A 23,945-nucleotide genomic window follows, 5' to 3' on the forward strand; every position below is an offset into this window, starting at 1 on the left:
CTTCATTCAGCAATTACTTTTGTAGCGAAAGCGAAGCGTCAGCTACAGATGTCTCCCACCTCTATAGGTGCTATTATGCCGAGGCATAATTGATTTTTCATGAGGATAGCAACTGCAGTTAGTTGGATATGATAAGCAGTGACAAACCATATCCAGTAATCGAGGAGTTATTTATGAAAGAATTTAAAATTACTTATTTTTTTGATGAAATGCATTATGTACGGAGATTTATCCATATCGAATCACAGGAAAAAGCAGAGGCATTAGTTCGTAGTGAACGAGATCAATATATATCTTTTACAGATAGTAGAGGGATGTATCATGAGCTGCATACAAGAAATGTTCGGGTCATTCAAATATCTGAATATCATCGCATCGATAAAAGTGCGAAAACGAAAGGTACATGATTTGTCCAACATTGCACAAGTTATAGGTAAAGGAGTGAGCAATGATGGACATAGAAAACATACCGCATGAGAAAAAAATATTTATGAACTTAGCAAGTAAGAACAAGCCAGACATGGTTGAATCAGATACAATAAGTCTTTTCGACTTACACGAAGATATGCAAACAGTTGATGCTATACCGATTAAGGAACTCAATAAAAAAGTAGAACGAGAAGGCGATGAATTGATCGAATTGCAGCCTGATGAATTATAGAAGGTAGGGATTTGTATGACTGACCTTAATGAAACTCAATTTACTTCTGCTGGAACAAATATTAATGAAATAAAAAGAAAAAATGCAGATGGTGGTTTATCTTACAATGAAGTAAAAAAGCTGCTAGCCCAAAGAGGTGGAGCTGGAACAGAAATATATAGTGATATAGATGTCGAAGAAGTAAAGCAACAGATTCATGGGAAAAAGCAATAAGCTAATTGTGGAGGAGTATGAAATTAAGTACTCCTCTATTTTAATTTTGTAAAAGTGCGCTTGTGAACTCACTTTATTTTACAATGAAAAGTAAATGTAAGGAGGTGTACGAATGGAGGAAAAACGTTGTCCGTTATGTGGACAAGAAAATCATTGTGGGGTAGTAAATGGGCAAAAAGATTGCTGGTGTATGACAAAAAGTTTCCCTGAAAAAATTCTTGAAGCAATACCTAAAGAGCAATGTATTTGTCAAAAGTGCTTGGATACATACAAAAAAGATTAGACGTTTTGCAATCAATTATGCCTCGATATAATAGGAGCTGACGCTTCGCTTTCGCTACAGAAAACACTCGCTGAAAGAAGTTGAAAATACTTCAATTGCTATTACGAAAGAATAGAGATTAGTTGGTACAATTGTCTACCGCACAACAACCTATCGGACATATATTACTCTGAAAGGAGTGTGTCTAATGACTAAAACAGTTGTACTCAGTAATGTAACAAAGGCTTATTTAGAGGAAAACCAAAGGATCCTCGATAAAATGATGCAGGGCATGACCTATGTGACAATTACATGTAGTATTTCAGATAATTTTATTAAGCAAATATTACCGCATCAAGTAGCTGCTATTAAATTGTCGGAAAATGTTTTGCGATACACCACTAATATATTTGTACAAAATCTCGCATTAGAAATAATAACAACAAGTACGGAGACTGTTGAATGCCTCGAAGCGATACAAAATAGATGCTGTATCGTACAAAATTCGGAATGTGAGTTGTACGAATATATGTGTGCGTATAAAGAAATTACCGGGGCTATGTTCCAAGCAATGAGCTTACCGCCAGTTTCCAATAATATTAATATAAACTTTCTTCGAACAATGATTGTTCATCATCAGGCAGGCGTTCGACTAGCGCAAAACGTTTTAAGGTTCTGTATTTGCCAAGAATTAATACCAATCCTTCGAAATATGATTCAAACTATGTGCGATCGTATTTGCGAAATGGAAAAATTACTAGATGCTTTAAAGGATTGCGAGAATTGCTAGTTTGAACGGAATATTTATAAAGTGAAAAAACGCTAGAGTCGAAGTCGATTTTAGCGTTTTTTTGTGACTACGATGTATATAAGCGAAACTCAACTCTTGATGAAAAATAATCAAGCATTCTCAACAGAAGGAGCGCACATAAATGTTATTGTTCGTTTATTACTATCGTAAAGACACCACTCACGGTGATCAACAACCGATCCAACATTGATACCGTATTGTTTTTCTTGTAATGCGATTGGTTGGCCATAGCGAATACGAATTGGTAACTTTTTATTCCGATGATAAAGACCTGACTCATGACTATGTCCGAAGAAAAGAAGTGATTTTTTAAATGGCGGAAATGTAGGTTGCCACGACACACTCCATTTAAATTGATGTCCATGCATAAGTGTTGCACCATCAATCTCCATTGTTTCAGGTAGCTCTGTAAAACGTTCGATGCCAGTTACACGTGTAATACGCTCTTCCTGATTGCCACGAATAGAGGGGAATGTTAGTAAATTTTCAAAATCATTTTCTACTATCGCAGCTTTTTGTAGCGGTATACCCGACATTGTTTGAGCCTTTTTCTTACTTACAGTACATTCGTATAAATCACCTAATCCCAATACCTTTGCATCTTTCGCAGATTGCTGAATATGGGCTAGAACTGCCTTAGTATCTTCTATATTAGAATGTAAATCTCCTAAAAGTGCGTACAACATTTTAATCAGGCCTTTCATCAATTATGCCTCGGCATAATTCCGTGACATCCGCCAGAGGCTTTAACTTCTTTCAGCAAGTGTCCAAACACCTGTACTTGTCGCCTCACTTTCGCTACAGAAAGTATTTGCTCAAAGAAGTTAATCATTTTACAAATATCATACACCTAACAGAAATTGATAGAAAAGTAAAATGTATAAATATATTTAGTTACATATAGATTATATGTTGGTTCATCACCATAACTTCGAGTTGATTTCCGTTCCGACTGGGCTTTCCTGAGGGCGTCGGGCTAACAGTTGTTTTAACATGCGAAAGCGTAGTGTTAACGTAGTGGCAGCGACAGGATGTTGGTCACGAAGCTGTTATCATAGGACGTGATGTATTCAGCCTTCGTTCCTCTATTGTTAATCCCCAAAGAGTCACCAGTCTCCCTCCAATCAAATTTTCCGCTTGACGTATGCTTTAATAAAATGTCATCTCTAACTTTCGATAATGAGTCTTATATTTTAATGTGTAGAAAAATTGCCAACCTTTTCATAGATTGATAAAATATAATTGTAATTTTCTGAATTTTTATGATGTGAGGGTAATGAATATGAAGGGTTTGGGGGGCTAATGATGACGATGTTAATGACAGATATTCTACAAAACTATGCTATGCAGCAACCAAATGGGATTGCAACGGTGTACGATGGGACTCAGCTATCCTATAGTGAATTTTATAAAAGTGCAGAAACATTCGCAGCATACTTACAAGAGCAAGGCTTTGAAAAAGATGATGTAATTGCATTATATACGCTCAATTCAGATTTATTTTTAATTGCTTATATCGGTGTTCAGTTAGCAGGCTATGTTGTCATGCCCATTAACACAAAATTAGCAGCTCCAGAGGTCGAATTTATTTTTAACCATTCAGAAGCTAAAGGACTTATTTATGATGAAAGGTTAGAGGATGTACTCGCAACTATTGCCTATCCATTTCCACCTATTATAGGGCTCAAAGAAATGAAAGAAGTTATTAAAAACTATCCAGGTCAAAGAAAAGCTGTCAAATTGGAGCCTCATGATACTGCTGTTGTTATGTATACTTCTGGGACGACGGGTAAACCGAAAGGCGTAATGCTAACTCACCAAAATATTGTATCAACTGCGGATATATGGTCGTCCTCAATGGATATGACCAATGAAGATAGAATGTTTATTTGTACGCCTTTATTTCATTGTGCAGGTCTTCATGTATTTGCGATGCCGATGTTTTATAAAGGCGGTACGATGGTTATAGAAGAGGCTTTTTCTTCGACAAACACATTAGAACAGTTTGTCGCTACAGATTCAACAATTTTCTTTGGTGTTCCGTCAATGTATACAATTATTTTAAATACACCTAACTTTAAGGAACATACATTTAAAAATTTACGTTTATTATGTTACGGAGCAGCACCGATGCCTTATGAGCTTGTAAAGCAAGTGAAGGAGGCATTTCCTAAAGTGAAAGTACAGAACCTGTATGGACAGACTGAAAATTCTCCTGCCACCACTTCTCTTTTAGATGCAGATGCATTGACAAAGGTTGGATCAGTAGGAAAACCATTGGCTCAAACTGACGTCCGTGTTGTTGATAGCTTTGGTGAAACGGTGCCAGCGGGTGAGGTAGGAGAAATTTGTATCAAAGGACCACAAGTCATGAAAGGTTATTTACGTAACCCTGAAGAAACAGCTAGAGCAATTAAAGATGGCTGGCTCTATTCAGGAGATTTAGGGCGCTTTGATGAAGAAGGTTATCTTTATATTGTAGATCGTAAAAAGGATATGATCATTCGAGGTGGCGAAAATATTTATCCTATCGAGATCGAAGAGGTTTTATATCAACTGCCAGAAATTTTAGAGGCTGCCGTTGTAGGTTTACCACATGAAGTATATGGCGAAGTCCCGAAAGCATTTGTCGTATTGAAGGAAGGGAAGTCTTCCGATGATGAGGCGATTTTGGCTTATTGTCGGACTCAGCTAGCAAAATATAAAGTGCCATATGAAATTGAATTTTTAACTGAATTGCCACGTAATGCTTCTGGGAAAGTTTTGAAGCATACATTACGACCGAGAGTAAGCGCGCCTAACGTGTAAAACGGTTTGATGAAACTCGAAAATAGCAAACATAGTAATACTTTAATCGGGCGCACACTAGGCCTCTGCGCAATTGCGTCCGAGGCTTTAGGCCAACAGATGTTTATTGCGTGAAAGCGTAGTGCTAACGCAGCGTCAGCAACATGAAGTTGGTCACTCAGTTGTGTGTTGTTACTGACGCTCCGCTTTCGCACAGATAAATTGCCACAGGTCATGGCGTTCTTAGACTGAGTTTCTCTATTTCACCGGATGTTTGGACAACCGCTGACAGAAAATCAATTATGCCTCGGCATAATTGCGTCCGGAATCGGCTTTGTGCTTGCACAAAGAACTCCTTTCCGATTCCGTGACATCCGCCGGAGGCTTTAACTTCTGTTAGCGGGTGTTTGGACAACCGCTGACAGAAGTTAAAAAATAGGAACGTCTATGAAATTAGCGTATAATAGAGTCTGCGACAAATTGAAATAATATAATAGAATTGAAGTTATTGTCTTCAAACAAGATAGGAGCGGAATTTGTCTTGTGGACGGGGGATAAACGCCTTTTACTAATAGGTATTATGATAATCATGCTACTTTCGAGTTGCAATCCGTTTTCGCAGCAGGAAACGAAGAACAAAGGATTAACTGTGTTAACAGTAGAGTTTAATAGTGGTGCACCCATACCTAACCTTTATATAACTGCTACAGATGTAGAGACGGGTGAGGTAGTGGAGGATGCGGTTGGCTCTGAAGAGGGCGAAGCAATATTTTCGAAGCTTATAGCGGGACAGAAATATGCTATGGCGGCAACTACGCTTGAAAATAGTACGAAAAACGATGGTTATACGACAATCGAAAATTTTACATATGATGCGACAAAGCCGTATTATCGATTGGAAACACATTTTTCAAGGGACGAGCAAGAGCTGGATGTACCAGTTGTTATGCAAAAACCTGAACTACCACATGGCTGTGAAATAACATCATTAACGGCTGTATTAAATTATTATGGGCTAGACGTTACGAAGCTGGAAATGGCTGATAACTATTTACCAAAGCAAAAGATTAGTACTGTTGACGGACAACGATTTGGTCCAAATCCAGCACAGGCTTTTGCAGGTAATCCTCGTGAGAAATCAAGTGGTATGTATGTCTTTGCGGCTCCAATTGTCAAAGCAGCAGAGGCAGTAATAGCAGATAAACAGGCAAACTTACAAGTGACAAATAAGAGTGGTGCCACGCAGGACGAAATTTTACAGCTCGTTCGAGAGGGAGTTCCTGTTGTGACATGGGTTACATTAGATTTATCAGAGCCAAAAACAAAATCAGCTAGGGGTTGGATCTATGAAGGTGAAAAAGAGCCGCATGCCGCGTATATGAACTTGCATGCTGTTGTTTTAACCGGGCATTTAGGCGATAAAGTAGTTGTCATGGACCCATTAAAAGGCTTTGTCACTTATAATGTGGATCAGTTTTTTCAAAGCTATAGAGAATTAGGTGAACAAGCTGTAGCCGTTCATAAATGATTCAAAGAAGAGTTATAAGGAGTACAAGGAAAGTATGTTACACTTGTAAAAAAGGCTCGTCACTGGGGATGAACCTCACGTTATGTGAGAGCCTAATAAAAGCTAAAGTGAGTTGAGTAGAATGGCCATTGAGCACGCTTTTTTACCGATTTTATTAGGAGATGAAATGAATGCTTACGGCATGGCAAGAGCATTTTACGAGTCCTATGGCGTTAAACCACTTGCATTAAATCATACGAATATGGAGAAAATACAACAGAGTGATTTATTAATATTTCGTGAACTTCCACGACTCCATATTGAAGAACGTTTTGTCGTTGCGTTAAAGGCAATTGCAGAGGAATTTGCAGATAAAAAATTGCTGTTATTAGCCTGCGATGAATTTTACGTGAAAAAAATTGTGCAACATAAAGAAGAGCTAGTAGAGTATTTTGTAATTCCTTATGTGGATGCAAAACTTGCTAACGAGCTATTAACGCGTGAGAGCATGTATGAACTTTGTGCGAAGTTCGGCTTTCACTATCCGGCAATGCATGTTTGCACCGTCAATGATTACGAGGAATTTGACATTCCTTTTGAATACCCAGTTGTCATTAAACCTTTGAATATGACAAAGTATGCTACATGTATTTTTCCAGGTAAGAAAAAAGTGTATATTGCAAAAGATAAAGATGAAAAGGATGCTATTTTCCATGCTATTTATAAGGAATCAGCATACCGAGATGACTTAATGGTACAGCAATATATTCCTGGCGAAGATGCTCATATGTACGTCGTAAATGCTTATGTTGGGCAAGATAGTAAGGTAAAACTATTATCTGTAGGTAACCCAATTTTAGAGGAGCATTCTCCAGAGGGGATTGGTCGCTATGTAGCCATCATGACAGCATACGATAAAGACTTAATGGACCGCGTGAAATTATTTCTAGAGGAAATAAGATTCCAAGGCTTTGCCACGTTTGATATGAAGTACGATGAACGTGACGGTCAATATAAGTTATTAAGTATTGAATTACATAATGAACTTTCAAATTATTATGTGACAGCAAGTGGCTATAATTTAATGCAATATGTTGCGGATGATTTTATCCGCGGAAGTAAGAAACAGCTAACATATGTTCAGAACAAGCATCTCTGGACAATTGTGCCAAATGGTGTCCTCTTTAAATATGTACAAAATGAACAGCTTGTGATTGAAGCGAAAAGTCTTATTCGCCAAGGAATGGCTACGGATTCCATCTTTAATTATAAGGATATGAATGCGAAGCGGTGGTTAAATATAACGCTAGATAATTTAAGCTTTTATCGCCAATATAAGAAATATTTTAACAACAAAGGTCTGTCAAACTAATGAAAAAACAAACTTTAGGTATAATTGGTGGCGTTGGTCCACTGGCAACGATGTTTATCGGAGAAATGATTGTAAGACGTACGAAGGCAACGAAGGATCAGGAGCATTTACATACAATCATTGATAATGATACGAATATCCCTGATCGTACTGCCTTTATTTTAGATAGCACAAAGGAAAATCCTGTACCAGTGATAGTCGCAGATGCTAAAAAGCTTGCTTCTGTTGGAGCAAATATGATTGCTATTCCATGTAATACGGCACATACCTTTTATGATGAGATTGTTGAAGGTTCTCCAGTTCCTGTCTTACATATGATAAGGGAAACAGCAAAGCGCGCTTCTGACTTAGGGGCAGAGCGTGTAGGGATTTTAGCGACAACGGGTACATTAACCTCACACATGTATCAAGATGCGTTAGAGGAATTTGGTATAACACCTGTTGTTCCAGACGATGTGATGAAAGAGAAAGTCATGTCTATTATTTACGATTATGTAAAGGCTGGAAAAGATGTCTCTCAGGAGGATTGGCAGCCGATAGAAGAAGCAATGCTTGCACTTAATTGTGATCGTATCGTATTAGGATGCACAGAATTATCAATCGTCAATCGAGATTTAAAACTAAGTGACAAATATATCGACTCATTAATCGTGTTAGCAGAACGTGCTATATTAGCATGCGGCTATGAAATTGTAGATTAACAATCGTATTAACCAAATAAAATCTGCTCGCTTTTCGCAGGTAAGTTGTAAACCTTCAAAGAATCTCAAGTATCTATAAGGGCTTGAAGGCTGACAAATCCCGTGATGAGTCGTGCAGATTTTTTATCTGTATACTCAAAATTCATTTGGGGAGATTAAGAAAGCCCCATTTTTGAAACGATTATACAAAGGTTTACGTACATATGAAGTAGGAAAATGATTAGTGTGTTAAACTAGTGTCAAGCAGATAGAAGGTGGGAAATTACATGTCAGTAATAAATTTATTAAATGAAGATTTACAAGCAAAATGGAAATTTGAAGAGCCGATGAAAATTCAAGAAGAAATGATTCCAGCAATGCTTGAGGGCAAAGATATTGTAGCCGAATCGCCGACAGGGTCGGGGAAGACTTTAGCGTATGTACTTCCTTTGTTAAAAAAAGTAAACGGTTCAAAAAAACAAACACAAGGACTTATCGTAGCCCCATCACAGGAGCTAGCAATGCAAATTGTAGAGGTTATCCGTGAATGGACAGCAGGTTCTGATATTACGGTTCAACAACTAATTGGTGGCGCGAACTCTGCACGTCAAATTGAAAAGTTAAAGAAAAAACCGACGATAGTTGTAGGTACACCTGGCCGATTAAATGAATTAGCGCGTGCTGGAAAATTAAAACTAAAAGAAATTGAAACAGTTATTTTAGACGAGTGTGATCAGTTACTTAGTCGTGAATATCGTGTTGTCGTAAAATCCTTTATCGAAGGTTCAGCATATGGGCGACAAGTAGTTGTTGTATCAGCAACAATTACGGAGGAAATTGAATTAGTGGCTAGTCGTATGATGTTCGAGCCAGTACGCTTCAAAATTAAACCTGAGGATATGTTAAAGGTGGGGAAAGTTGTACATTCTTTCGTGAAAGTTGAGGAGCGAGATAAAACTGATTTCCTACGCCGACTATCACATACAGAAGGATTACGTGGATTGGCTTTCGTCAACAATATCGATCAATTGCTGATGAAGGAAACGAAATTGCAATATCGTACGGCACCGATTGTGACATTACATTCTGACATGAAGAAGGAAGAACGTAAAAAGGCGTTAGATGCATTCCGTAAAGGGGATGCGCGTATTTTAATCGCTACAGATATTGCAGCACGTGGTTTAGATATTGAAGGTTTAACACATGTTATTCATGTCGATGTACCAAGAACAATTGAGCAGTATTTGCATCGTTCTGGTCGTACAGGTCGTGCTGGAGCAGATGGTGAAGTATTAACGTTATTATCTTATCGTGATGAGAAAACGTATAAAAAATGGACACGAGAAATTTCTGCGAAACCTGTACAGAAAGTATGGCATGATGGCAAGTTAGTGGAGGGTAATTCAAAAACAATTGGACAAAAGCGAGGTAAATAATATGACGTTTGATGAAAAATTACAAGCATATGCAGAACTTGCGGTAAAAGTCGGTGTTAATATTCAACCAGGGCAATACTTATTAGTTAATACTTCAGTGGAAGCATTAGATTTCGCCCGTTTAGTCGTGAAAGAGGCTTATAAGGCTGGTGCAGGGCGTGTTCATGTTAATTTTTCAGATGATGAAATGGATCGTGCTTACTTTGAGCATGCTTCAGATGAAGAATTTAATCGTTTCCCAGAATGGGTAGTTAAAATGCGTGATGAAGTGATCGAGCGTAAAGGAGCACTATTATGGATTGATGCTGCAGACCCTGATAAATTAGCAGGTATTTCAGCAGATCGTCTAGCTACTCATCAAAAAGTATCGGGAGCTGCTCTGAAAAACTATCGTAACGCCGTAATGAAGGATTTAATAGCTTGGTCGATCGTTGCTGTCCCTTCACCAAAGTGGGCATTGAAGGTATTCCCAAACTTAGCAGCTGAGGAACAAGTACCAGCTTTATGGGAAGCCATTTTTAAAACCGTTCGTATCGGTGAAGGCAATGCTGTTGAAAACTGGCATGAGCACGTAGTAAATTTAGAATCTCGCGCGGACCTGCTAAACAATAAAAAATATGCGAAGCTTCACTATACAGCACCAGGTACTGACTTAACAATTGCCTTAGCGCCACAGCATAAATGGCTTACTGGAGGTAGTAAAACACCAGATGACACTACCTTTATTGCTAATATGCCGACAGAAGAAGTTTATACGTTACCGATGAAACAAGGTGTAAATGGCTATGTAAGCAATACAAAACCATTAGTTTATCAAGGAAATATTATCGATGGCTTTAAACTAACGTTTGAAGAAGGAAAAATTGTTAAGGCTGACGCACAGGTAGGCCATGATTTATTACAGGAGCTTATTAATGTAGATGAAGGCTCTTGCTATTTAGGTGAGGTCGCACTTGTACCGCACGAATCACCAATTTCAGCATCGGAGATTTTATATTTTAATACATTGTTTGACGAAAATGCATCGAACCATTTAGCGATTGGCGAAGCTTATCCAACTTGCTTAGAAGGTGGAAGAGATTTAGAAAACGGACAGCTTGAAGCGTTAGGTGCAAATATTTCAGTAACACATGAGGACTTTATGATAGGCAGCGGTGAGATGGACATTGACGGTATTTTACCAGATGGAACTGTAGAGCCAATTTTCCGCAAAGGTAGCTGGGCATTTTAAGCTCTTGATATAACTTGTTTCAGCGGGTTTCCAATCACCCGCTGAATAGAGGAACTCAGTCTAAGAACGCCACGTCCTGTGGCAATTTATCTGTGTGAAAGCGAAGCGACAGCAACACGGTTTTATCTGTGCGAAAGCGAAGCGACAGCAACAACACACGACTGGGTGACCAACATCACTTTGGCCAAAGCCTCCAGCGGATGTCACGAGAAAGGGGTTGGGCAGATGAAACGATTACTAAGTTTAATTGGTGCAGCTATACTCATGATGGCATATGGTGTTTCATCTGCTTTTGCTCAGACTGAAAACTACCTTTCAGTTGGAGATTCCTTGGCGGCTGGTCAAACACCTTATCAACAGATTGATACTGGCTACAGTGATTTAATCGCCATGAAATTAGGAATGACTGGGCAATTGAGTTTCTATACAAAGGAGCTCGCTTTCCCAGGCTATACAACAGCTGATGTCTTGAAACGAGTAAAATCAGAGGAAGCAAGTGTCTTATTAGCGAATGCAACACTTATTACTGTTTCGGCAGGTGCCAACGATTTACTGCGTCTCGTGCAGGTTAATCCAAATGCCGGTACATTAGCCTTTGCGCAGCTACAAACAGATTATGCATTAAACATTGCCAGAAAAAATATGGCGGAGATTTTGGATGAGTTGAAAGTGCGAGCACCTAAAGCTAAGATCTATGTAATGGGCTATTATTTTGCTTATCCAGACGCTCACGCTACGCAAAAAGAAGGCACAAATGCACAGCTTGTAAAGTTAAATACGATTATACAGCAACAGGCAGAGCAAGCCGGAGCAATTTATGTAGACGTATATGATGCTTTTGGGTTAAACGCTACAAACCTTTTACCCAATATCTCAGATGTACACCCAAATTTTGAAGGCTATCGCCAAATGGCAAATGCATTTTTGCATGAATATAGCGGAAGTAAAGCACTAGCCATTTCTACAAACGAACTGCCAAAGCCCAACCCTATTCCATTTGAGCAAATGTTAGAACAACTAGCGAAGGCAGAGCAGAAACAAGAAGAAAAAGAAAAGCCAAAACCAACTGCGCGTGCCATTCAAGGTTTTACAGGATACGCTGCTTTTATGGAGAAGGTAAGAGCAATACGTTTTAATCATAACTATTTGTAACAGGGCATCGACAAAGATGCTCTTTTTTATGTTGAATATCTATCATAATATAAGCGACGAATGAAATCGTCGGGGCGAAGGATGGAATCCTCTGAGCGACGGAAGGAATTGTCGGAGTGACGGAAAGAACCCCCGGAGCGACGGATAGAATTGCCGAAGCGACGGAAGGAATCCTCAGAGCGACGGATAGAATCGTCGGAGTGACGGAAAGGGTCCCCGGAGCGACGGATAGAATCGCTGAAGCGACGGAAAGAACCCCTGGAGCGACGGATAGAATTGCCGAAGCGACGGAAAGAACTGAAGCGACGGAAGGAATTGTCGGAGTGACGGAAAGAACCCCCGGAGCGACGGATAGAATCGCCGAAGCGACGGAAGGAATCCTCAGAGCGACGGAAAGAACTGAAACGACGGATAGAATTGTCGGAGTGACGGAAAGGGTCCCTGGAGTGACGGAAAGAACTGAAGCGACGGAAGGAATTGTCGGAGTGACGGAAAGAACCCCCGGAGCGACGGATAGAATCGCCGAAGCGACGGAAGGAATCCTCAGAGCGACGGAAAGAACTGAAGCGACGGAAGGAATTGTCGGAGTGACGGATAGAATCGTCGAAGCGACGGAAAGAATTGTCGGAGCGACGGAAAGACCCCCCGGAGCGACGGATAGAATTGCCGAAGCGACGGAAAGAACCCTCGGAGCGACGGAAAGAACTGAAGCGACGGAAGGAATTGTCGGAGTGACGGAAATGGTCCCCGGAGCGACGGATAGAATCGCCGAAGTGACAGAAAGAACCCTCAGAGCGACGGGAAGAACTGAAGCGACGGAAGGAATTGTCGGAGTGACGGAAAGAACCCCCCGGAGCGACGGATAGAATCGCCGAAGCGACGGAAGGAATCCTCAGAGCGACGGAAAGAACTGAAGCGACGGATAGAATCGTCGAAGCGACGGAAAGAATCCCCGGAACGACGGAAAGAATCCCCGGAACGACGGATAGAATTGCCGAAGCGACGGAAAGAACTGAAGCGACGGAAGGAATTGTCGGAGTGACGGAAAGAATCCCCGGAACGACGGATAGAATCGCCGAAGTGACGGAAAGAACCCCCGAAGCGACGGAAAGAACCCCCGAAGCGACGGAAAGAACTGAAGCGACGGATAGAATTGTCGGAGCGGCAGAAAGAACCCCCGGAGCGACGGATAGAATCGCCGAAGTGACGGAAGGAACCCTCAGAGCGACGGAAAGAATTATCGGAGCGACGGAAAGACCCCCCGGAGCGACGGATAGAATTGCCGAAGCGACGGAAAGAACCCTCGGAGCGACGGAAAGAACTGAAGCGACGGAAGGAATTGTCGGAGTGACGGAAAGAACCTCCGGAACGACGGATAGAATTGCCGAAGCGACGGAAAGAACTGAAGCGACGGATAGAATTGTCGGAGCGGCAGAAAGAACCCCGGAGCGACGGAAAGAATCGCCGAAGTGACGGAAGGAACCCTCAGAGCGACGGAAAGAACTGAAGCGACGGAAAGAACCCCCGGAGCGACGGATAGAATCGCCGAAGTGACGGAAAGAACCCCCGAAGCGACGGAAGGAATCCTCAGAGTGACGGAAAGAACCCCCCAGAACGACGGATACCCCGCCCCCTCAGTTCCAACGTTATGATGAGGAACCTTTATCAAACTAATAAAAGGAAAATCAATCAATCCATCAGCCGTGATAAAATAAAAATAGACAGGAGGCGCAAAGAATGAAAATATTTCATACAGCAGATTGGCATTTAGGGAAGCTTGTACAAGGCGTCTATATGACGGAGGATCAACATAATATTTTACAGCAATTTATGCAAGCCATTGATGAGGAAAAACCGGATGTTATCGTTATAGCAGGTGATTTATATGACCGTTCGATGCCCCCTATTGAGGCAGTGAATTTACTAAATGATATTTTGGCGGAAATTGTGCTAGATAAAAAAATACCTGTGTTAGCAGTTGCGGGGAACCACGATAGCGCAGGTCGATTGAATTTTGGCAGTAGTTTAATGAGTGATAGTGGATTACATATTAAAGGCCAATTTACGAAAGATCATGCGCCGATAGTTCTCCATGACGAGTATGGTGAGGTACATTTTCATCTTGTACCTTATGCAGAGCCAGCTTCAGTACGGACTATTTTAGAGGATGATTCTATTCGATCTCATCAAGAGGCGATGGAAAAAATTATCGATCATATTGGGCATAGTTTAGATCCAACAAAACGTAATGTTTTTGTAGGACATGCCTTTGTGACGAAGTATGGGGAAGAGGAAGCGAACACGAGTGATTCTGAGCGACCTTTATCAATAGGAGGCTCGGATTGTATAAATGCAGCGTTGTTTAAGCCTTTTCATTACACAGCACTTGGACATTTGCATAAAGCACATTTTGTGTTGAATGAAACGATTCGATATGCCGGTTCTCCTTTGAAGTATTCATTATCTGAGCACTTACATGAGAAGGGCTTTTTAATAGTGGAACTAGATGCACAAGGAGAAATCAATGTCACAAAACGTAAGCTGATAGCGAGACGGGATTTACGTGTAGTAGAGAGCTTAATGGATGATTTATTGCAATTACCACCTAGTGATGATTATGTATTTGTACGTTTAACAGATGCTACGTCAGTAACTTCGCCGATGGAACGTATTCGTACGGTGTTTCCTCATGCGATGCATGTTGAGCGAAAAGTAGTACGCCAGGAGGTATCACATGAAATTCAGACGGTTGAGACAGAGAAAATAGAAGACATCGATTTATTCCGATCATTTTTTACAGATATAATTGGCATACAGCCAGATCAAGATACAGAACGTCTATTTACAGAGATGCTACAAGAATTATTAGATGAGGAGCGAGAGACAGTAAAATGAAGCCTTTAAAGTTAACGATTACTGCATTTGGTCCATATAAAAATACAGAGGTTATTGATTTTCAACAGCTTGGCGAACATCGCCTATTTGCGATTTCCGGAAAAACAGGTGCAGGGAAAACGACCATTTTTGATGCGATTTGCTATGCACTTTACGGATCGGGTAGCGGTGAAGATCGTCAGGATACTGCTATGCTTCGAAGTGGGTTTGCAGATGATGATGTGTATACTGCTGTGGAGCTCGTTTTTGAAATGCATGATAGAGTCTATCAAATTTTACGTCAACCAGGTCATATTAAAGCAACAAACAAAAGTGTTACGGGTAAGAAAATTGAACTGGCTGAAATCAAAGGAGACACGCTTGATTATAGTATTGTAGAAAAGCAGCAAACGCTTGAGGTAGATAAAAAGCTACAGGATATAATCGGCCTCACAAAGGATCAGTTTAGTCAAATTGTTATGCTGCCACAAGGTGAATTTCGCAAGCTGTTAACCTCAGATTCTACGAATAAAGAAGTTATTTTACGCAAAATTTTTAAAACAGATCGCTTCGGAGCGATGACAAAAAGACTTGATGCGAAACGAAAAGAAGCGGAAAGTGATTTACTGCGTGCTCAACAATTAAAGGAACATCTTCTTGGCCAAATTGCAGGCGCTTTACCACAGCGTTCGTCATCTTTATTTACTTGCATTACTAATAATACTGAAAATATGCATCAGCTGAAGAATGCTCTGGAAGAGGAGCAAACCTATTATATGGAATGTATACAATTGGAACAGCGACGCTATAAAGAGGCTTATGCGCATCATCAAAAAGAGCAAGATTTTTATAGTAGAGCAAAAACACTGAATGAACAATTTGATGAGCAAACTAATCGTCAGAATCGCCTACAAGCATTGCTAAAAGAAGAAGATATATATAGCGCAAAAGAACGCGAAATTGCATTAGCAGAGAAAGCAGAGCGTCTTGTTATACTTGAGCAACAATGTATCGATTTACGTGCTGAGCAAAATCGTAAAGAACAATCCTCTCGGCAAGCAATGACAGAGCAGAAAAACACAGAAGCTCAGTTAAAAATAGCGCAGGAAAAGTTTAACGTTGAAGAGGCGAAAGAACCTGAGCGTCAACTCGTTCTACAACAGGAATTACAGCTGCAAGCATTATTACCGACATTCGAGACGTATGAGAATAATCTGCAGCAAATGCAAATAACTGAACAATATGTTGCAACAGCAAAGCTAGCAGTAGACGATAATAGTAAAATCGTAGAAACAGGACAAATGCAAGTTCAGCAATTAGCAAAAACAATTGAACAATATGAAAAACAACTTGAGCCATATGAAAGTTATTTAGAACAGCTACCGAAGCTAAAAGAGCAAGTATCATTACTAGCGCAAGTTGAAAAATACACGAGAGCAGTTGCAACTGCTGAGCAGGATGTAGCCACTACTAATGTCCATTATCAAGAAAGTAAGCAGGCTCTTCAAAAGCTAGAGCAACAATGGATTGCGAGTCAGGCAAGTATTTTAGCACAGCAACTTAAGGACGGAGAGCCTTGTCCAGTGTGCGGTAGTACAACACATCTCGAAACACATCGTGAGCAATTTGAGATGATCGAATTAGCAGAGGTGGAGGCCTTACGAGGAAAGGCTAGTACTGATGAGCGCAAGTTTTTAGAGAAAGAAGCTTTATTGAACTCTACAAAGCATCTTCTACAAGAGGCGCTAGAACAGTTAGAGACAAATGAGATTGATCCATCGAATCAAGCACAAATTGTAGCTTCCTTGCAAAACGTAGAGCAACAAATAACAATCTTAAAAGTAGTGAGCAATCAATTATCTGATGTACGCATGCAACAAAAGGATCATCGTGCACGACTGGAGCAGCTACAAGAAAAGCAAATAAAACTAGAACAATATTTAGTTGAAAAGACGAAGGAATTAACTAAACAACAAGCAATTGTGGAAGAGCAGCAAAAGCATATTCCAGAAAATCTTACGACACTACAAGCGTTGAAGCAGGCGATTGCTGATAAAAGTTCACAAAAGGTTGCATTACAAACTGCATGGAATCTTAGTCAACAAAACCTGCAGTTCGCCAAGGAAGCAGCAAATAATGCTAGAATGAACGTAGAAATAGCGAAACAGGCTTTTGAGGAATTAAAGCTGAAAATGGATGAAAAGCGTGAGCAATTTTCAGTAAGTATGACGGAAGCAGGCTTTGAAAGCTATGATGAATTTGCTACTGGGAAGCGTAGTGTGTTGCAAATAGAAGCTTTACGGAAGGCTTGCAATGATTATGCATTGCAAATCCACACATTACAGGTACAAATTACTGAGGGAGCGAAGCATCTTCAAGGACAAGAGAAGCAAGATTTAACGGTAATGGAAGAAAAGTTAGAAATGCTTCGTGTCACATATGAGAAAGCCTTCAAAGTATTGCAACAGATGGAAGGATTTGCGAAGGCTTGTGCAGATTTTATCAAAAAAGTTGAGGAGACCGAACAGGAGATTCGTTTACTTGAAAAAGAGGCGGGACGAGTGAAAGAGCTCTATGCAATGTTAAATGGACAGAATGTGAAAAAGCTGTCTTTTGAGCGTTATATTCAAATCAATTATTTAGATAAAATTACAGAGGCAGCGAATATCCGGCTTTATCATTTATCCAACGGTCAATTTGAGCTACGACGTTCAGATCGTTTAGAAAAGCATGCCAAGCAAAGTGGGCTTGGACTAGATGTGTATGATGCTTATACAGATCAATTACGAGATGTGAAAACATTATCAGGGGGAGAAAAGTTTAATGCGTCTTTAAGTCTTGCCCTTGGGATGGCAGATGTCATTCAAAGCTTTCAAGGTAATATCCGCATTGAAACGATGTTTATTGATGAGGGCTTCGGTTCTCTCGATGAAGAAGCATTAAATAAGGCGATTGATACGCTTATTGATTTACAAGATTCCGGACGCATGATTGGAGTCATTTCACACGTTGCAGAGTTAAAAGCTACAATGCCTGCTGTGTTGCATGTCGAAAAAGCAATGAACGGTCATAGTCAAACATATTTTGAAGTGAAATAACAAAGAGGCGTATCTCCGTTATATGGAAATACGCCTTTTGTTATTTTTTAGTTACGTTAGGATTTGTTCCTTTTTTTGCAGCGATTACTTTTTTGACAATCGGGATAACGATAGGTGCTAATTTTACAGCGGTTTTAACAACTTTAGATACTTTCACAAAATAACAGCTCCTTAAGTACTGTCTGTTCAAGGTTGAAATGAAACTTATCGGATGACGCGAACAGCTTGAATAATATTCCAAATAACGACTCCTAATGAAGCGAGAATGTAAATTGCGAATGAAACAAACCAAATGATAAGAAAATTATTACTATCTGAATTTGGATCAAAATTGGTGTTGAATGATAAAGTTGAGAAAATAAAGACTGCAAATAATACTATTCCGAATACGACTGGAATTAAATGTGAAATAAGTGCTCGAATAGAGTGACTCTTTACCGCACTATCTTTAGAAACGAAGTAAACGACTAATGGCACAATAAAGGGTGCGAAAAAAACACTGAGATAACTAAAGGCAGATAAAATTTTTTGGTTCTCCATAGTTGTACCTCCTTTTTTAATATTTACGCATGAAAAGCAGTAAAGTTTCAAAAAAAATAATGTGGAAGAGGTTGTAATCGTAACAGTGTTTGCGTACAATGAGGTTGTTCAATTAAATTAAGATGTAACGACCACAAGGGGAGCTGATGATGTCAGCTGAGACTGGGCACGTAATGCCTTGACTCTTCGAACCTGTAAGTTAACACTTGCGTAGGGATTGTGGATAGAAACCGACACTTTTACGATGTGAGGCTCTGTCCTGGCATCGTTTTTTATCTTTATTGATGCCAGATAGGGACATATTTGCCAACTGATTTCTATTCCTGCTCTTGTATCCTACATCGGAACAAAGGAGAGAATATTTATGGACAATAAAAAACTTTTAATGCTTGTGGAAATTGCGATATTCGCAGCGATTGGCCTTGTGTTAGATCAGGTTTCCTTTAAAGTATGGGCACAAGGTGGCTCTGTTAGTCTAGTGATGGTGCCAATAATTTTAATAGCATTCCGCTGGGGCCTTATTCCTGGTCTGACAACGGGATTACTTATTGGTGTTATGCAAACAATGTTTGGTGCCTATATTATACATTGGCTACAAGGATTACTTGATTATGGCGTTGCCTTTACAGTAGTAGGCTTGGCGGCCGTTGTTCGCCGACCAGTGCTCGATGCTGCCAAAGATTTAAACAAAAAGAAAATGGCGCTTTATATTATTGTAGGAACGGTTTTAGCAGGCTTTTTACGTTATGCAGCACATACCATTGCGGGCGCTGTATTTTTCTCAGAGTATGCTGGCGATCAAAATGCGTGGATTTATTCAATCATCTATAATGGAACATATATGCTACCAGCAACGATTTTAACAGCAATTGTCGGTGTTCTGCTATTTACGGCAGCACCTCAATTAATGCAACGAAAATCATAACGATTATGCCCTTCACATGAGTGGAGGGTTTTTGTTTCTTAAATCCTCACCATAACGTGAGGTTGATTTCCGTTCCGGCTGGGCGCTTTGCCGCTGCCGCTTCGCTTTCGCGCAGATAAAACAATTGCCGCTGCCGCTTCGCTTTCGCGCAGATAAAACAATTGCCGCTGCCGCTTCGCTTTCGCGCAGATAAAACAATTGTTGCTGACGCTTCGCTTTCGCACAGAGCAAAGCTTCCTGGGGGCGTCCGATGAGCCGCTTGGGCCAACACGATGTTGGTCACGAAGGCGTTATCACAGGATGTGATGCTCTTAGCCTTCGTTCCCCTATTTGCTCGCTCCAGGGTCTCATCTGTGACGCTAATCCCCAAGGTGTCGCCCAGCCTCCACTCCAATCAACTTATATACATACGTTTTAAGGAATGTTATTCCCAACCTTTTGATGAGGAGCCTGTTTTTCAGCACTTTACAATTTATGATGGCATATAATATTTAAAGCGTTTAGCGTTTTAAGCATAGAAAGTTATGTTATATTAAGTAGTAGACATTAGATGAAAGGGACGTTAAAAATGATTGTAAAAACGCAAGAAGAGATTGAAGCATTTAAAAAAATCGGCCGTATTTGTGCTGAAATTCGTGAGGCAATGAAGGCTGCTACAAAACCAGGTGTAACAACACTTGAATTAGATGAAATTGCAGGTCGTATGTTTGCTGAAGCAGGAGCAATTTCTGGACCTAAAGGGGAGTATGATTTCCCAGGATACACATGTATTAGTGTGAATGAGGAAGTCGCACATGGTATTCCAGGTAAACGTGTGATTAACGAGGGAGATATCGTAAATATAGACGTATCTGGGTCACTAAATGGCTACTTTGCTGATACGGGCATTTCATTTGTAGTTGGTGAAGGCTATGAGGATAAAGAAAAGCTATGTAGCGTAGCTAAAAGTGCTTTCGACCGTGCGATGACAAAAGTAAAAGCTGGATCAAAATTAAACCAAATCGGTAAAGCTGTTGAGCGTGAGGCATATGCCAATGATTTAACAGTGATTATGAACCTAACAGGTCATGGTTTAGGTCGTTCTTTACACGATGAGCCAAATCATATTTTAAACTACTATGATGCTTGGGATTCTACAATTATGAAAGAAGGCATGGTGCTTGCAGTCGAGCCATTTATCTCAGCGAAAGCGGAGCATATTGTAGAGTCTGGTGATGGTTGGACATTCGTTACGCCAGACAAATCATTAGTTGCTCAAATCGAGCATTCAATTATCGTTACTAAAGACAAACCAATTATTTTAACTTCTCTAGATGAACAATAAAAAAGCTAAAAATCCTGCTAACCAATTTATTTTTGGTGGGCAGGATTTTTTTTAATAAATAATATACCGACAAGTAGCACTCCGCATAAAAACAAGGCTGCAGTTGACACAAGTAGCTCATCAAAACCATTATGTAATGCGACCCCAATATAGGACCAGATAAATACACTTGGATAGATAATATCAAAATAATGGAATCGAATATGGAGCGCTATTGCTGCTCCAATTGTTAGTAAAATAACAGCCCAAAGTGGATCACTAAGGCCAAGACCATTCCATTGATAAGATGTTAGCGTAAAGCTTACATTTGTCATTAGGCTAAATGTAACCCATGCTAGATAAACCGAGAAGGGTATACGACCTGTGAGTGAATGATTGCTGAGAGGGTACGTTTTGTACAACTTAAATAAATACAGTACTAAAGCAAACGTACTGATAATTGACATGATAAATAGTTCGTGATGCCAAACAACAATTGCTAACGCCTGCATGATACATATGCTACTAAAGAGAACAGTCTGTTTAATAGATGTCTTTTTTAGGTTCATGACTAACCAATAACCAAGTAATATGTAAACCACAATCCAAATCATATAACTAACATTAAACGGTGCAAATATTACTGGAAAACGATTTAAGATCTCTAAAAAAGAATGATCGTTTATTTTCATGAAATAGGATGAAAAGGTTAGGATGAGTGAGACAATAAAAGTTATTGTCATCAAAAAAAATCGAGGCATGTTTTCTCTCCCTTCGTGTTAAATTGTATAAGGAAAAGACAAATAAGTATAGGACTGTACATTATATTTTCATTATAACGGAAATTTCCAACAATGTATCGTGTTGTTTCGTTAAAAATATCTACAATTTACCATTTGGATAGTTATTCATATATTTCTTTAGTACAATGAAAATATTCGAATGTAAGGAGTGAAGTTTTAATGACTCAAATTTTAAATGATCTAGATTTATCAGTTAAACTGGATAAGAAAATGTATAAAAAGAAATTAAAAGTACTCCAATATGAAATGTTAAATGCTCAACAGTTTTTATTAAAAAATAAAATTGGGTTAATTCTAGTATTTGAAGGTATGGATGCTGCTGGCAAGGGTGGCGCTATTAAGCGTCTAATTGAACGTGCTGATCCACGTGGCTATGTCGTACACCCAATTGCAGCACCTCAGCCTCATGAACTACGCTATAATTATTTACAACGTTTTTGGCGAAAGCTACCACAGCATGGACAAATCGCTATTTTTGATCGCTCATGGTATGGTCGTGTATTAGTTGAGCGTATTGAAGGATTTGCAACAAATGAAGAGTGGTCTCGTGCATATGAAGAAATTAATAATTTTGAAAAGATTTTGACAGCAGGAGATTATATTGTTATTAAGTTTTGGCTTCAAGTATCTGATGAGGAGCAGCTTAACCGTTTTAAAGAACGAGAAGAGGATCCATATAAGTCTTGGAAGCTAACAGATGAAGACTGGCGAAATCGTGAAAAAACACCTCAGTATATAGAAGCTGCAAATGAAATGTTTGAGAAGACCGATAAGAAAAGTGCTCCGTGGGTTCTAATACCGGGAGATGATAAAAAATATGCTCGTGTACAGGTGTTGCAAGAAACACTAGCACATATCGAAAGTGAGGCAAAAAAACGTGGCCTACATTTAACGAATGTTTTAGACACAGCGCATTTAGAAGATGCTGAATCATCTAGCATTGAATTGCTAGAGGAGAAGCCTAAAAAACAAAAACAAAAAGTAAAATAATGTTGTAGATGCTGTAACAACAAGACGAGATGTTTTAGTTGTAGCAGCATCTTTTTTTACATACAATAAAGTAAAACTGCAATTCAGTGGGAGTTTTCCCACAAATTGTTAGCTTAGTTTAGTTGATCGGCTCTTCTCATTTTTCAGCTTGATGGGCATTTTTTCTGACTGTTAAAGCGGGATAAAGTAAAACTTCAATTAGTGGGTGTTTCATCCATTGATAAAAAGAACCCAGGCAATCAATTATGCCTCGGCATAATTGTAGCTGACGCTTTGCTTTCGCTACAGAAAACATTTGTAGCTGACGCTTTGCTTTCGCGCAGATAAACAATGCGTCCAGAATCGGCTTCGTGCTTAGGCCAGCGTGATGCAGGTCAGTTAGCAGTTATCGCATGGATGCGATGATTTTAGGCTAACATCTATATGAACTCCTTTCCGATTTCCGTGACATTCGCCGGAAGCTTTAGGCCAACACGATGTTGGTCACTCAATCGTTGCCACAGGACGTGGCGTTCTTAGACTGAGGTCCTTTATTTCAGCGGATTTTTGTACACCCGCTAAAAAGTAACATAAGCCCGCATTCATCTCACCACCTATAGAGGTGGAAGACTTCTGTGGCTGACGCTTCGCTTTCGCTACGAAAACATTTGCTGAAAGAAGTTAAAAACGTATTGACAATTATCGGAAGGTTAGTGTGGAAAAATGGTGCTAAAAATTTGGAGATTATTAAGGAAAAAGGGTGAAAATGTGGTATCAATTCAAGGGGGGAAATGCTACATTCGCACATTTTATGAAAAAGATGCACAAAGTTTAACCGATCTCGTAAGTCGCAATAAATACTTTTGGTCTACACATGAACCGTTACAACGACCTGAATATTATACAATTAATGCTCAATATAAAAAAATTCAAGAAAGCTTATACTTAATGGACTCAAAGAGGGAATTTACTTTTGGTATTTTTGAGCCGGGTACAAATAATCTAATAGGACATATTGCTCTTTATGCAGTAAAACGATTACCGTATTCTAGTGCGTTTGTTGGTTATGCGATGGATGAAATTTATATTGGAAAAGGGATCGTCACAGAAGCAGTTAATATGGTCGTGCAATTTGCGTTCGAGCAAGTAGGCTTACATCGAGTAGAGGCTTATGTTTCAACACAAAATGATCCTTCTATCCGAGTCTTAGAAAAGGCTGGATTCCAGCGTGAGGGTCTTTTGAGAAAGCTGCTGTACATTAATGGTAAATGGGTGGATCATTATATGTATGCACGTTTAGAGGGTCAATAAAAAGAAGCGT

General features: G+C 39.7%; 25 protein-coding genes and 1 riboswitch. Of the genes, 20 read left to right on the forward strand and 5 right to left on the reverse strand.

What is annotated here, in order from left to right:
* Positions 1 to 173: 173 nt before the first annotated feature.
* The 5 genes from ACYQ73_RS22835 (at position 174) to ACYQ73_RS22855 (ending at position 1,926) form a co-directional block, all read left to right on the forward strand.
* Entirely contained in the window at positions 174 to 407 is a 234-nt protein-coding gene (locus ACYQ73_RS22835; RefSeq protein ID WP_370079260.1) for a hypothetical protein, read from the forward strand.
* Positions 408 to 451: 44 nt separating this feature from the next.
* Positions 452 to 661, forward strand: a complete 210-nt coding sequence (locus ACYQ73_RS22840) for a hypothetical protein (protein ID WP_370079262.1) — start codon at positions 452 to 454, stop codon at positions 659 to 661.
* Between the two features lie 15 nt (positions 662 to 676).
* Positions 677 to 874, forward strand: coding sequence for a gamma-type small acid-soluble spore protein (locus ACYQ73_RS22845; protein ID WP_460014543.1), 198 nt, complete (start codon positions 677 to 679; stop codon positions 872 to 874).
* A 112-nt stretch (positions 875 to 986) separates the two neighbouring features.
* On the forward strand, positions 987 to 1,157 hold the full coding sequence (locus ACYQ73_RS22850; protein ID WP_460014544.1) for a cysteine-rich CWC family protein: 171 nt from the start codon (positions 987 to 989) through the stop codon (positions 1,155 to 1,157).
* A 187-nt stretch (positions 1,158 to 1,344) separates the two neighbouring features.
* Complete coding sequence (locus ACYQ73_RS22855) at positions 1,345 to 1,926, forward strand: DUF305 domain-containing protein (RefSeq protein WP_460014545.1); 582 nt, start codon at positions 1,345 to 1,347, stop codon at positions 1,924 to 1,926.
* A gap of 110 nt (positions 1,927 to 2,036) precedes the next feature.
* On the opposite strand, the gene ACYQ73_RS22860 is transcribed toward ACYQ73_RS22855, so the two are convergent.
* Positions 2,037 to 2,633, reverse strand: a complete 597-nt coding sequence (locus ACYQ73_RS22860) for a metallophosphoesterase family protein (protein ID WP_460014593.1) — start codon at positions 2,631 to 2,633, stop codon at positions 2,037 to 2,039.
* A gap of 619 nt (positions 2,634 to 3,252) precedes the next feature.
* Between ACYQ73_RS22860 and ACYQ73_RS22865 the strand changes: the two genes are divergently transcribed.
* The 7 genes from ACYQ73_RS22865 to ACYQ73_RS22895 all read left to right on the forward strand — a co-directional run bounded on the left by ACYQ73_RS22865 (position 3,253) and on the right by ACYQ73_RS22895 (position 12,112).
* Positions 3,253 to 4,755 carry a class I adenylate-forming enzyme family protein gene (locus ACYQ73_RS22865; RefSeq protein ID WP_460014546.1) on the forward strand — a complete coding sequence of 501 codons (1,503 nt, stop codon included), beginning with the start codon at positions 3,253 to 3,255 and terminating at the stop codon, positions 4,753 to 4,755.
* A gap of 568 nt (positions 4,756 to 5,323) precedes the next feature.
* The gene (locus tag ACYQ73_RS22870; protein WP_460014547.1) at positions 5,324 to 6,262 is read left to right on the forward strand and encodes a C39 family peptidase; all 939 of its coding nucleotides are present in this window, start codon (positions 5,324 to 5,326) and stop codon (positions 6,260 to 6,262) included.
* Positions 6,263 to 6,383: 121 nt separating this feature from the next.
* Positions 6,384 to 7,613: a carboxylate--amine ligase gene (locus ACYQ73_RS22875; RefSeq protein WP_460014548.1), complete on the forward strand. Its 1,230-nt coding sequence runs from the start codon at positions 6,384 to 6,386 to the stop codon at positions 7,611 to 7,613.
* Positions 7,613 to 8,314 (forward strand): cysteate racemase, encoded by a 702-nt coding sequence (cuyB, locus tag ACYQ73_RS22880; RefSeq protein WP_460014549.1) that lies wholly within the window; start codon positions 7,613 to 7,615, stop codon positions 8,312 to 8,314. Before ACYQ73_RS22875 ends, cuyB begins: the two co-directional genes overlap by 1 nt.
* 266 nt (positions 8,315 to 8,580) lie before the next feature.
* A complete protein-coding gene (locus ACYQ73_RS22885; RefSeq protein ID WP_460014550.1) occupies positions 8,581 to 9,729 on the forward strand; it encodes a DEAD/DEAH box helicase in 1,149 nt (382 codons plus the stop codon).
* Position 9,730: 1 nt separating this feature from the next.
* Positions 9,731 to 10,960 (forward strand): aminopeptidase, encoded by a 1,230-nt coding sequence (locus ACYQ73_RS22890; RefSeq protein ID WP_460014551.1) that lies wholly within the window; start codon positions 9,731 to 9,733, stop codon positions 10,958 to 10,960.
* A gap of 225 nt (positions 10,961 to 11,185) precedes the next feature.
* Positions 11,186 to 12,112: an SGNH/GDSL hydrolase family protein gene (locus tag ACYQ73_RS22895; protein WP_460014552.1), complete on the forward strand. Its 927-nt coding sequence runs from the start codon at positions 11,186 to 11,188 to the stop codon at positions 12,110 to 12,112.
* A gap of 1,237 nt (positions 12,113 to 13,349) precedes the next feature.
* Here the strand turns inward: ACYQ73_RS22895 and ACYQ73_RS22900 are convergent.
* A complete protein-coding gene (locus ACYQ73_RS22900) occupies positions 13,350 to 13,781 on the reverse strand; it encodes a hypothetical protein (RefSeq protein ID WP_460014553.1) in 432 nt (143 codons plus the stop codon).
* Between the two features lie 68 nt (positions 13,782 to 13,849).
* Between ACYQ73_RS22900 and ACYQ73_RS22905 the strand changes: the two genes are divergently transcribed.
* Complete coding sequence (locus ACYQ73_RS22905) at positions 13,850 to 15,007, forward strand: exonuclease SbcCD subunit D (RefSeq protein WP_460014554.1); 1,158 nt, start codon at positions 13,850 to 13,852, stop codon at positions 15,005 to 15,007.
* On the forward strand, positions 15,004 to 18,084 hold the full coding sequence (locus ACYQ73_RS22910; RefSeq protein WP_460014555.1) for an AAA family ATPase: 3,081 nt from the start codon (positions 15,004 to 15,006) through the stop codon (positions 18,082 to 18,084). The genes ACYQ73_RS22905 and ACYQ73_RS22910 overlap by 4 nt, the downstream gene beginning before the upstream one ends.
* 204 nt (positions 18,085 to 18,288) lie before the next feature.
* Here the strand turns inward: ACYQ73_RS22910 and ACYQ73_RS22915 are convergent, their stop codons facing one another.
* On the reverse strand, positions 18,289 to 18,624 hold the full coding sequence (locus tag ACYQ73_RS22915; RefSeq protein WP_460014556.1) for a DUF4870 domain-containing protein: 336 nt from the start codon (positions 18,622 to 18,624) through the stop codon (positions 18,289 to 18,291).
* Between the two features lie 126 nt (positions 18,625 to 18,750).
* A riboswitch (TPP riboswitch) is annotated at positions 18,751 to 18,859 on the forward strand.
* 129 nt (positions 18,860 to 18,988) lie between these two features.
* Between ACYQ73_RS22915 and thiT the strand changes: the two genes are divergently transcribed.
* On the forward strand, positions 18,989 to 19,549 hold the full coding sequence (gene thiT / locus ACYQ73_RS22920) for an energy-coupled thiamine transporter ThiT (RefSeq protein ID WP_370079292.1): 561 nt from the start codon (positions 18,989 to 18,991) through the stop codon (positions 19,547 to 19,549).
* A gap of 12 nt (positions 19,550 to 19,561) precedes the next feature.
* On the opposite strand, the gene ACYQ73_RS22925 is transcribed toward thiT, so the two are convergent.
* Positions 19,562 to 19,747, reverse strand: coding sequence for a hypothetical protein (locus ACYQ73_RS22925; RefSeq protein WP_460014557.1), 186 nt, complete (start codon positions 19,745 to 19,747; stop codon positions 19,562 to 19,564).
* Positions 19,748 to 19,799: 52 nt separating this feature from the next.
* Here ACYQ73_RS22925 and ACYQ73_RS22930 point away from each other — a divergent pair, with 52 nt between their 5' ends.
* On the forward strand, positions 19,800 to 19,967 hold the full coding sequence (locus ACYQ73_RS22930; RefSeq protein WP_460014558.1) for a hypothetical protein: 168 nt from the start codon (positions 19,800 to 19,802) through the stop codon (positions 19,965 to 19,967).
* A gap of 150 nt (positions 19,968 to 20,117) precedes the next feature.
* Positions 20,118 to 20,873 (forward strand): type I methionyl aminopeptidase, encoded by a 756-nt coding sequence (map, locus tag ACYQ73_RS22935; protein ID WP_460014594.1) that lies wholly within the window; start codon positions 20,118 to 20,120, stop codon positions 20,871 to 20,873.
* Between the two features lie 26 nt (positions 20,874 to 20,899).
* On the opposite strand, the gene ACYQ73_RS22940 is transcribed toward map, so the two are convergent.
* A complete protein-coding gene (locus tag ACYQ73_RS22940; RefSeq protein WP_460014559.1) occupies positions 20,900 to 21,613 on the reverse strand; it encodes a hypothetical protein in 714 nt (237 codons plus the stop codon).
* A 201-nt stretch (positions 21,614 to 21,814) separates the two neighbouring features.
* Here ACYQ73_RS22940 and ACYQ73_RS22945 point away from each other — a divergent pair, with 201 nt between their 5' ends.
* The 3 genes from ACYQ73_RS22945 to ACYQ73_RS22955 all read left to right on the forward strand — a co-directional run bounded on the left by ACYQ73_RS22945 (position 21,815) and on the right by ACYQ73_RS22955 (position 23,935).
* Entirely contained in the window at positions 21,815 to 22,645 is an 831-nt protein-coding gene (locus ACYQ73_RS22945) for a polyphosphate kinase 2 family protein (protein WP_460014560.1), read from the forward strand.
* A gap of 614 nt (positions 22,646 to 23,259) precedes the next feature.
* On the forward strand, positions 23,260 to 23,388 hold the full coding sequence (locus ACYQ73_RS22950; protein WP_460014596.1) for a hypothetical protein: 129 nt from the start codon (positions 23,260 to 23,262) through the stop codon (positions 23,386 to 23,388).
* Positions 23,348 to 23,935 (forward strand): GNAT family N-acetyltransferase, encoded by a 588-nt coding sequence (locus tag ACYQ73_RS22955; protein WP_460014561.1) that lies wholly within the window; start codon positions 23,348 to 23,350, stop codon positions 23,933 to 23,935. Before ACYQ73_RS22950 ends, ACYQ73_RS22955 begins: the two co-directional genes overlap by 41 nt.
* Positions 23,936 to 23,945 lie beyond the last annotated feature (10 nt).

The sequence above is a fragment of the Lysinibacillus sp. CTST325 genome (assembly GCF_054665055.1).

Excerpts from the sequence above, each read along its gene's own strand:
- ACYQ73_RS22835 (WP_370079260.1), top strand. The coding sequence starts at position 174 with ATGAAAGAATTTAAAATTACTTATTTTTTTGATGAAATGCATTATGTA.
- ACYQ73_RS22840 (WP_370079262.1), top strand. The coding sequence starts at position 452 with ATGGACATAGAAAACATACCGCATGAGAAAAAAATATTTATGAACTTA.
- ACYQ73_RS22845 (WP_460014543.1), top strand. The coding sequence starts at position 677 with ATGACTGACCTTAATGAAACTCAATTTACTTCTGCTGGAACAAATATT.
- ACYQ73_RS22850 (WP_460014544.1), top strand. The coding sequence starts at position 987 with ATGGAGGAAAAACGTTGTCCGTTATGTGGACAAGAAAATCATTGTGGG.
- ACYQ73_RS22855 (WP_460014545.1), top strand. The coding sequence starts at position 1,345 with ATGACTAAAACAGTTGTACTCAGTAATGTAACAAAGGCTTATTTAGAG.
- ACYQ73_RS22860 (WP_460014593.1), bottom strand. The coding sequence starts at position 2,633 with ATGTTGTACGCACTTTTAGGAGATTTACATTCTAATATAGAAGATACT.
- ACYQ73_RS22865 (WP_460014546.1), top strand. The coding sequence starts at position 3,253 with ATGACGATGTTAATGACAGATATTCTACAAAACTATGCTATGCAGCAA.
- ACYQ73_RS22870 (WP_460014547.1), top strand. The coding sequence starts at position 5,324 with ATGCTACTTTCGAGTTGCAATCCGTTTTCGCAGCAGGAAACGAAGAAC.
- ACYQ73_RS22875 (WP_460014548.1), top strand. The coding sequence starts at position 6,384 with ATGGCCATTGAGCACGCTTTTTTACCGATTTTATTAGGAGATGAAATG.
- cuyB (WP_460014549.1), top strand. The coding sequence starts at position 7,613 with ATGAAAAAACAAACTTTAGGTATAATTGGTGGCGTTGGTCCACTGGCA.
- ACYQ73_RS22885 (WP_460014550.1), top strand. The coding sequence starts at position 8,581 with ATGTCAGTAATAAATTTATTAAATGAAGATTTACAAGCAAAATGGAAA.
- ACYQ73_RS22890 (WP_460014551.1), top strand. The coding sequence starts at position 9,731 with ATGACGTTTGATGAAAAATTACAAGCATATGCAGAACTTGCGGTAAAA.
- ACYQ73_RS22895 (WP_460014552.1), top strand. The coding sequence starts at position 11,186 with ATGAAACGATTACTAAGTTTAATTGGTGCAGCTATACTCATGATGGCA.
- ACYQ73_RS22905 (WP_460014554.1), top strand. The coding sequence starts at position 13,850 with ATGAAAATATTTCATACAGCAGATTGGCATTTAGGGAAGCTTGTACAA.
- ACYQ73_RS22910 (WP_460014555.1), top strand. The coding sequence starts at position 15,004 with ATGAAGCCTTTAAAGTTAACGATTACTGCATTTGGTCCATATAAAAAT.
- ACYQ73_RS22915 (WP_460014556.1), bottom strand. The coding sequence starts at position 18,624 with ATGGAGAACCAAAAAATTTTATCTGCCTTTAGTTATCTCAGTGTTTTT.
- thiT (WP_370079292.1), top strand. The coding sequence starts at position 18,989 with ATGGACAATAAAAAACTTTTAATGCTTGTGGAAATTGCGATATTCGCA.
- ACYQ73_RS22930 (WP_460014558.1), top strand. The coding sequence starts at position 19,800 with ATGAGCCGCTTGGGCCAACACGATGTTGGTCACGAAGGCGTTATCACA.
- map (WP_460014594.1), top strand. The coding sequence starts at position 20,118 with ATGATTGTAAAAACGCAAGAAGAGATTGAAGCATTTAAAAAAATCGGC.
- ACYQ73_RS22940 (WP_460014559.1), bottom strand. The coding sequence starts at position 21,613 with ATGCCTCGATTTTTTTTGATGACAATAACTTTTATTGTCTCACTCATC.
- ACYQ73_RS22945 (WP_460014560.1), top strand. The coding sequence starts at position 21,815 with ATGACTCAAATTTTAAATGATCTAGATTTATCAGTTAAACTGGATAAG.
- ACYQ73_RS22955 (WP_460014561.1), top strand. The coding sequence starts at position 23,348 with ATGGTGCTAAAAATTTGGAGATTATTAAGGAAAAAGGGTGAAAATGTG.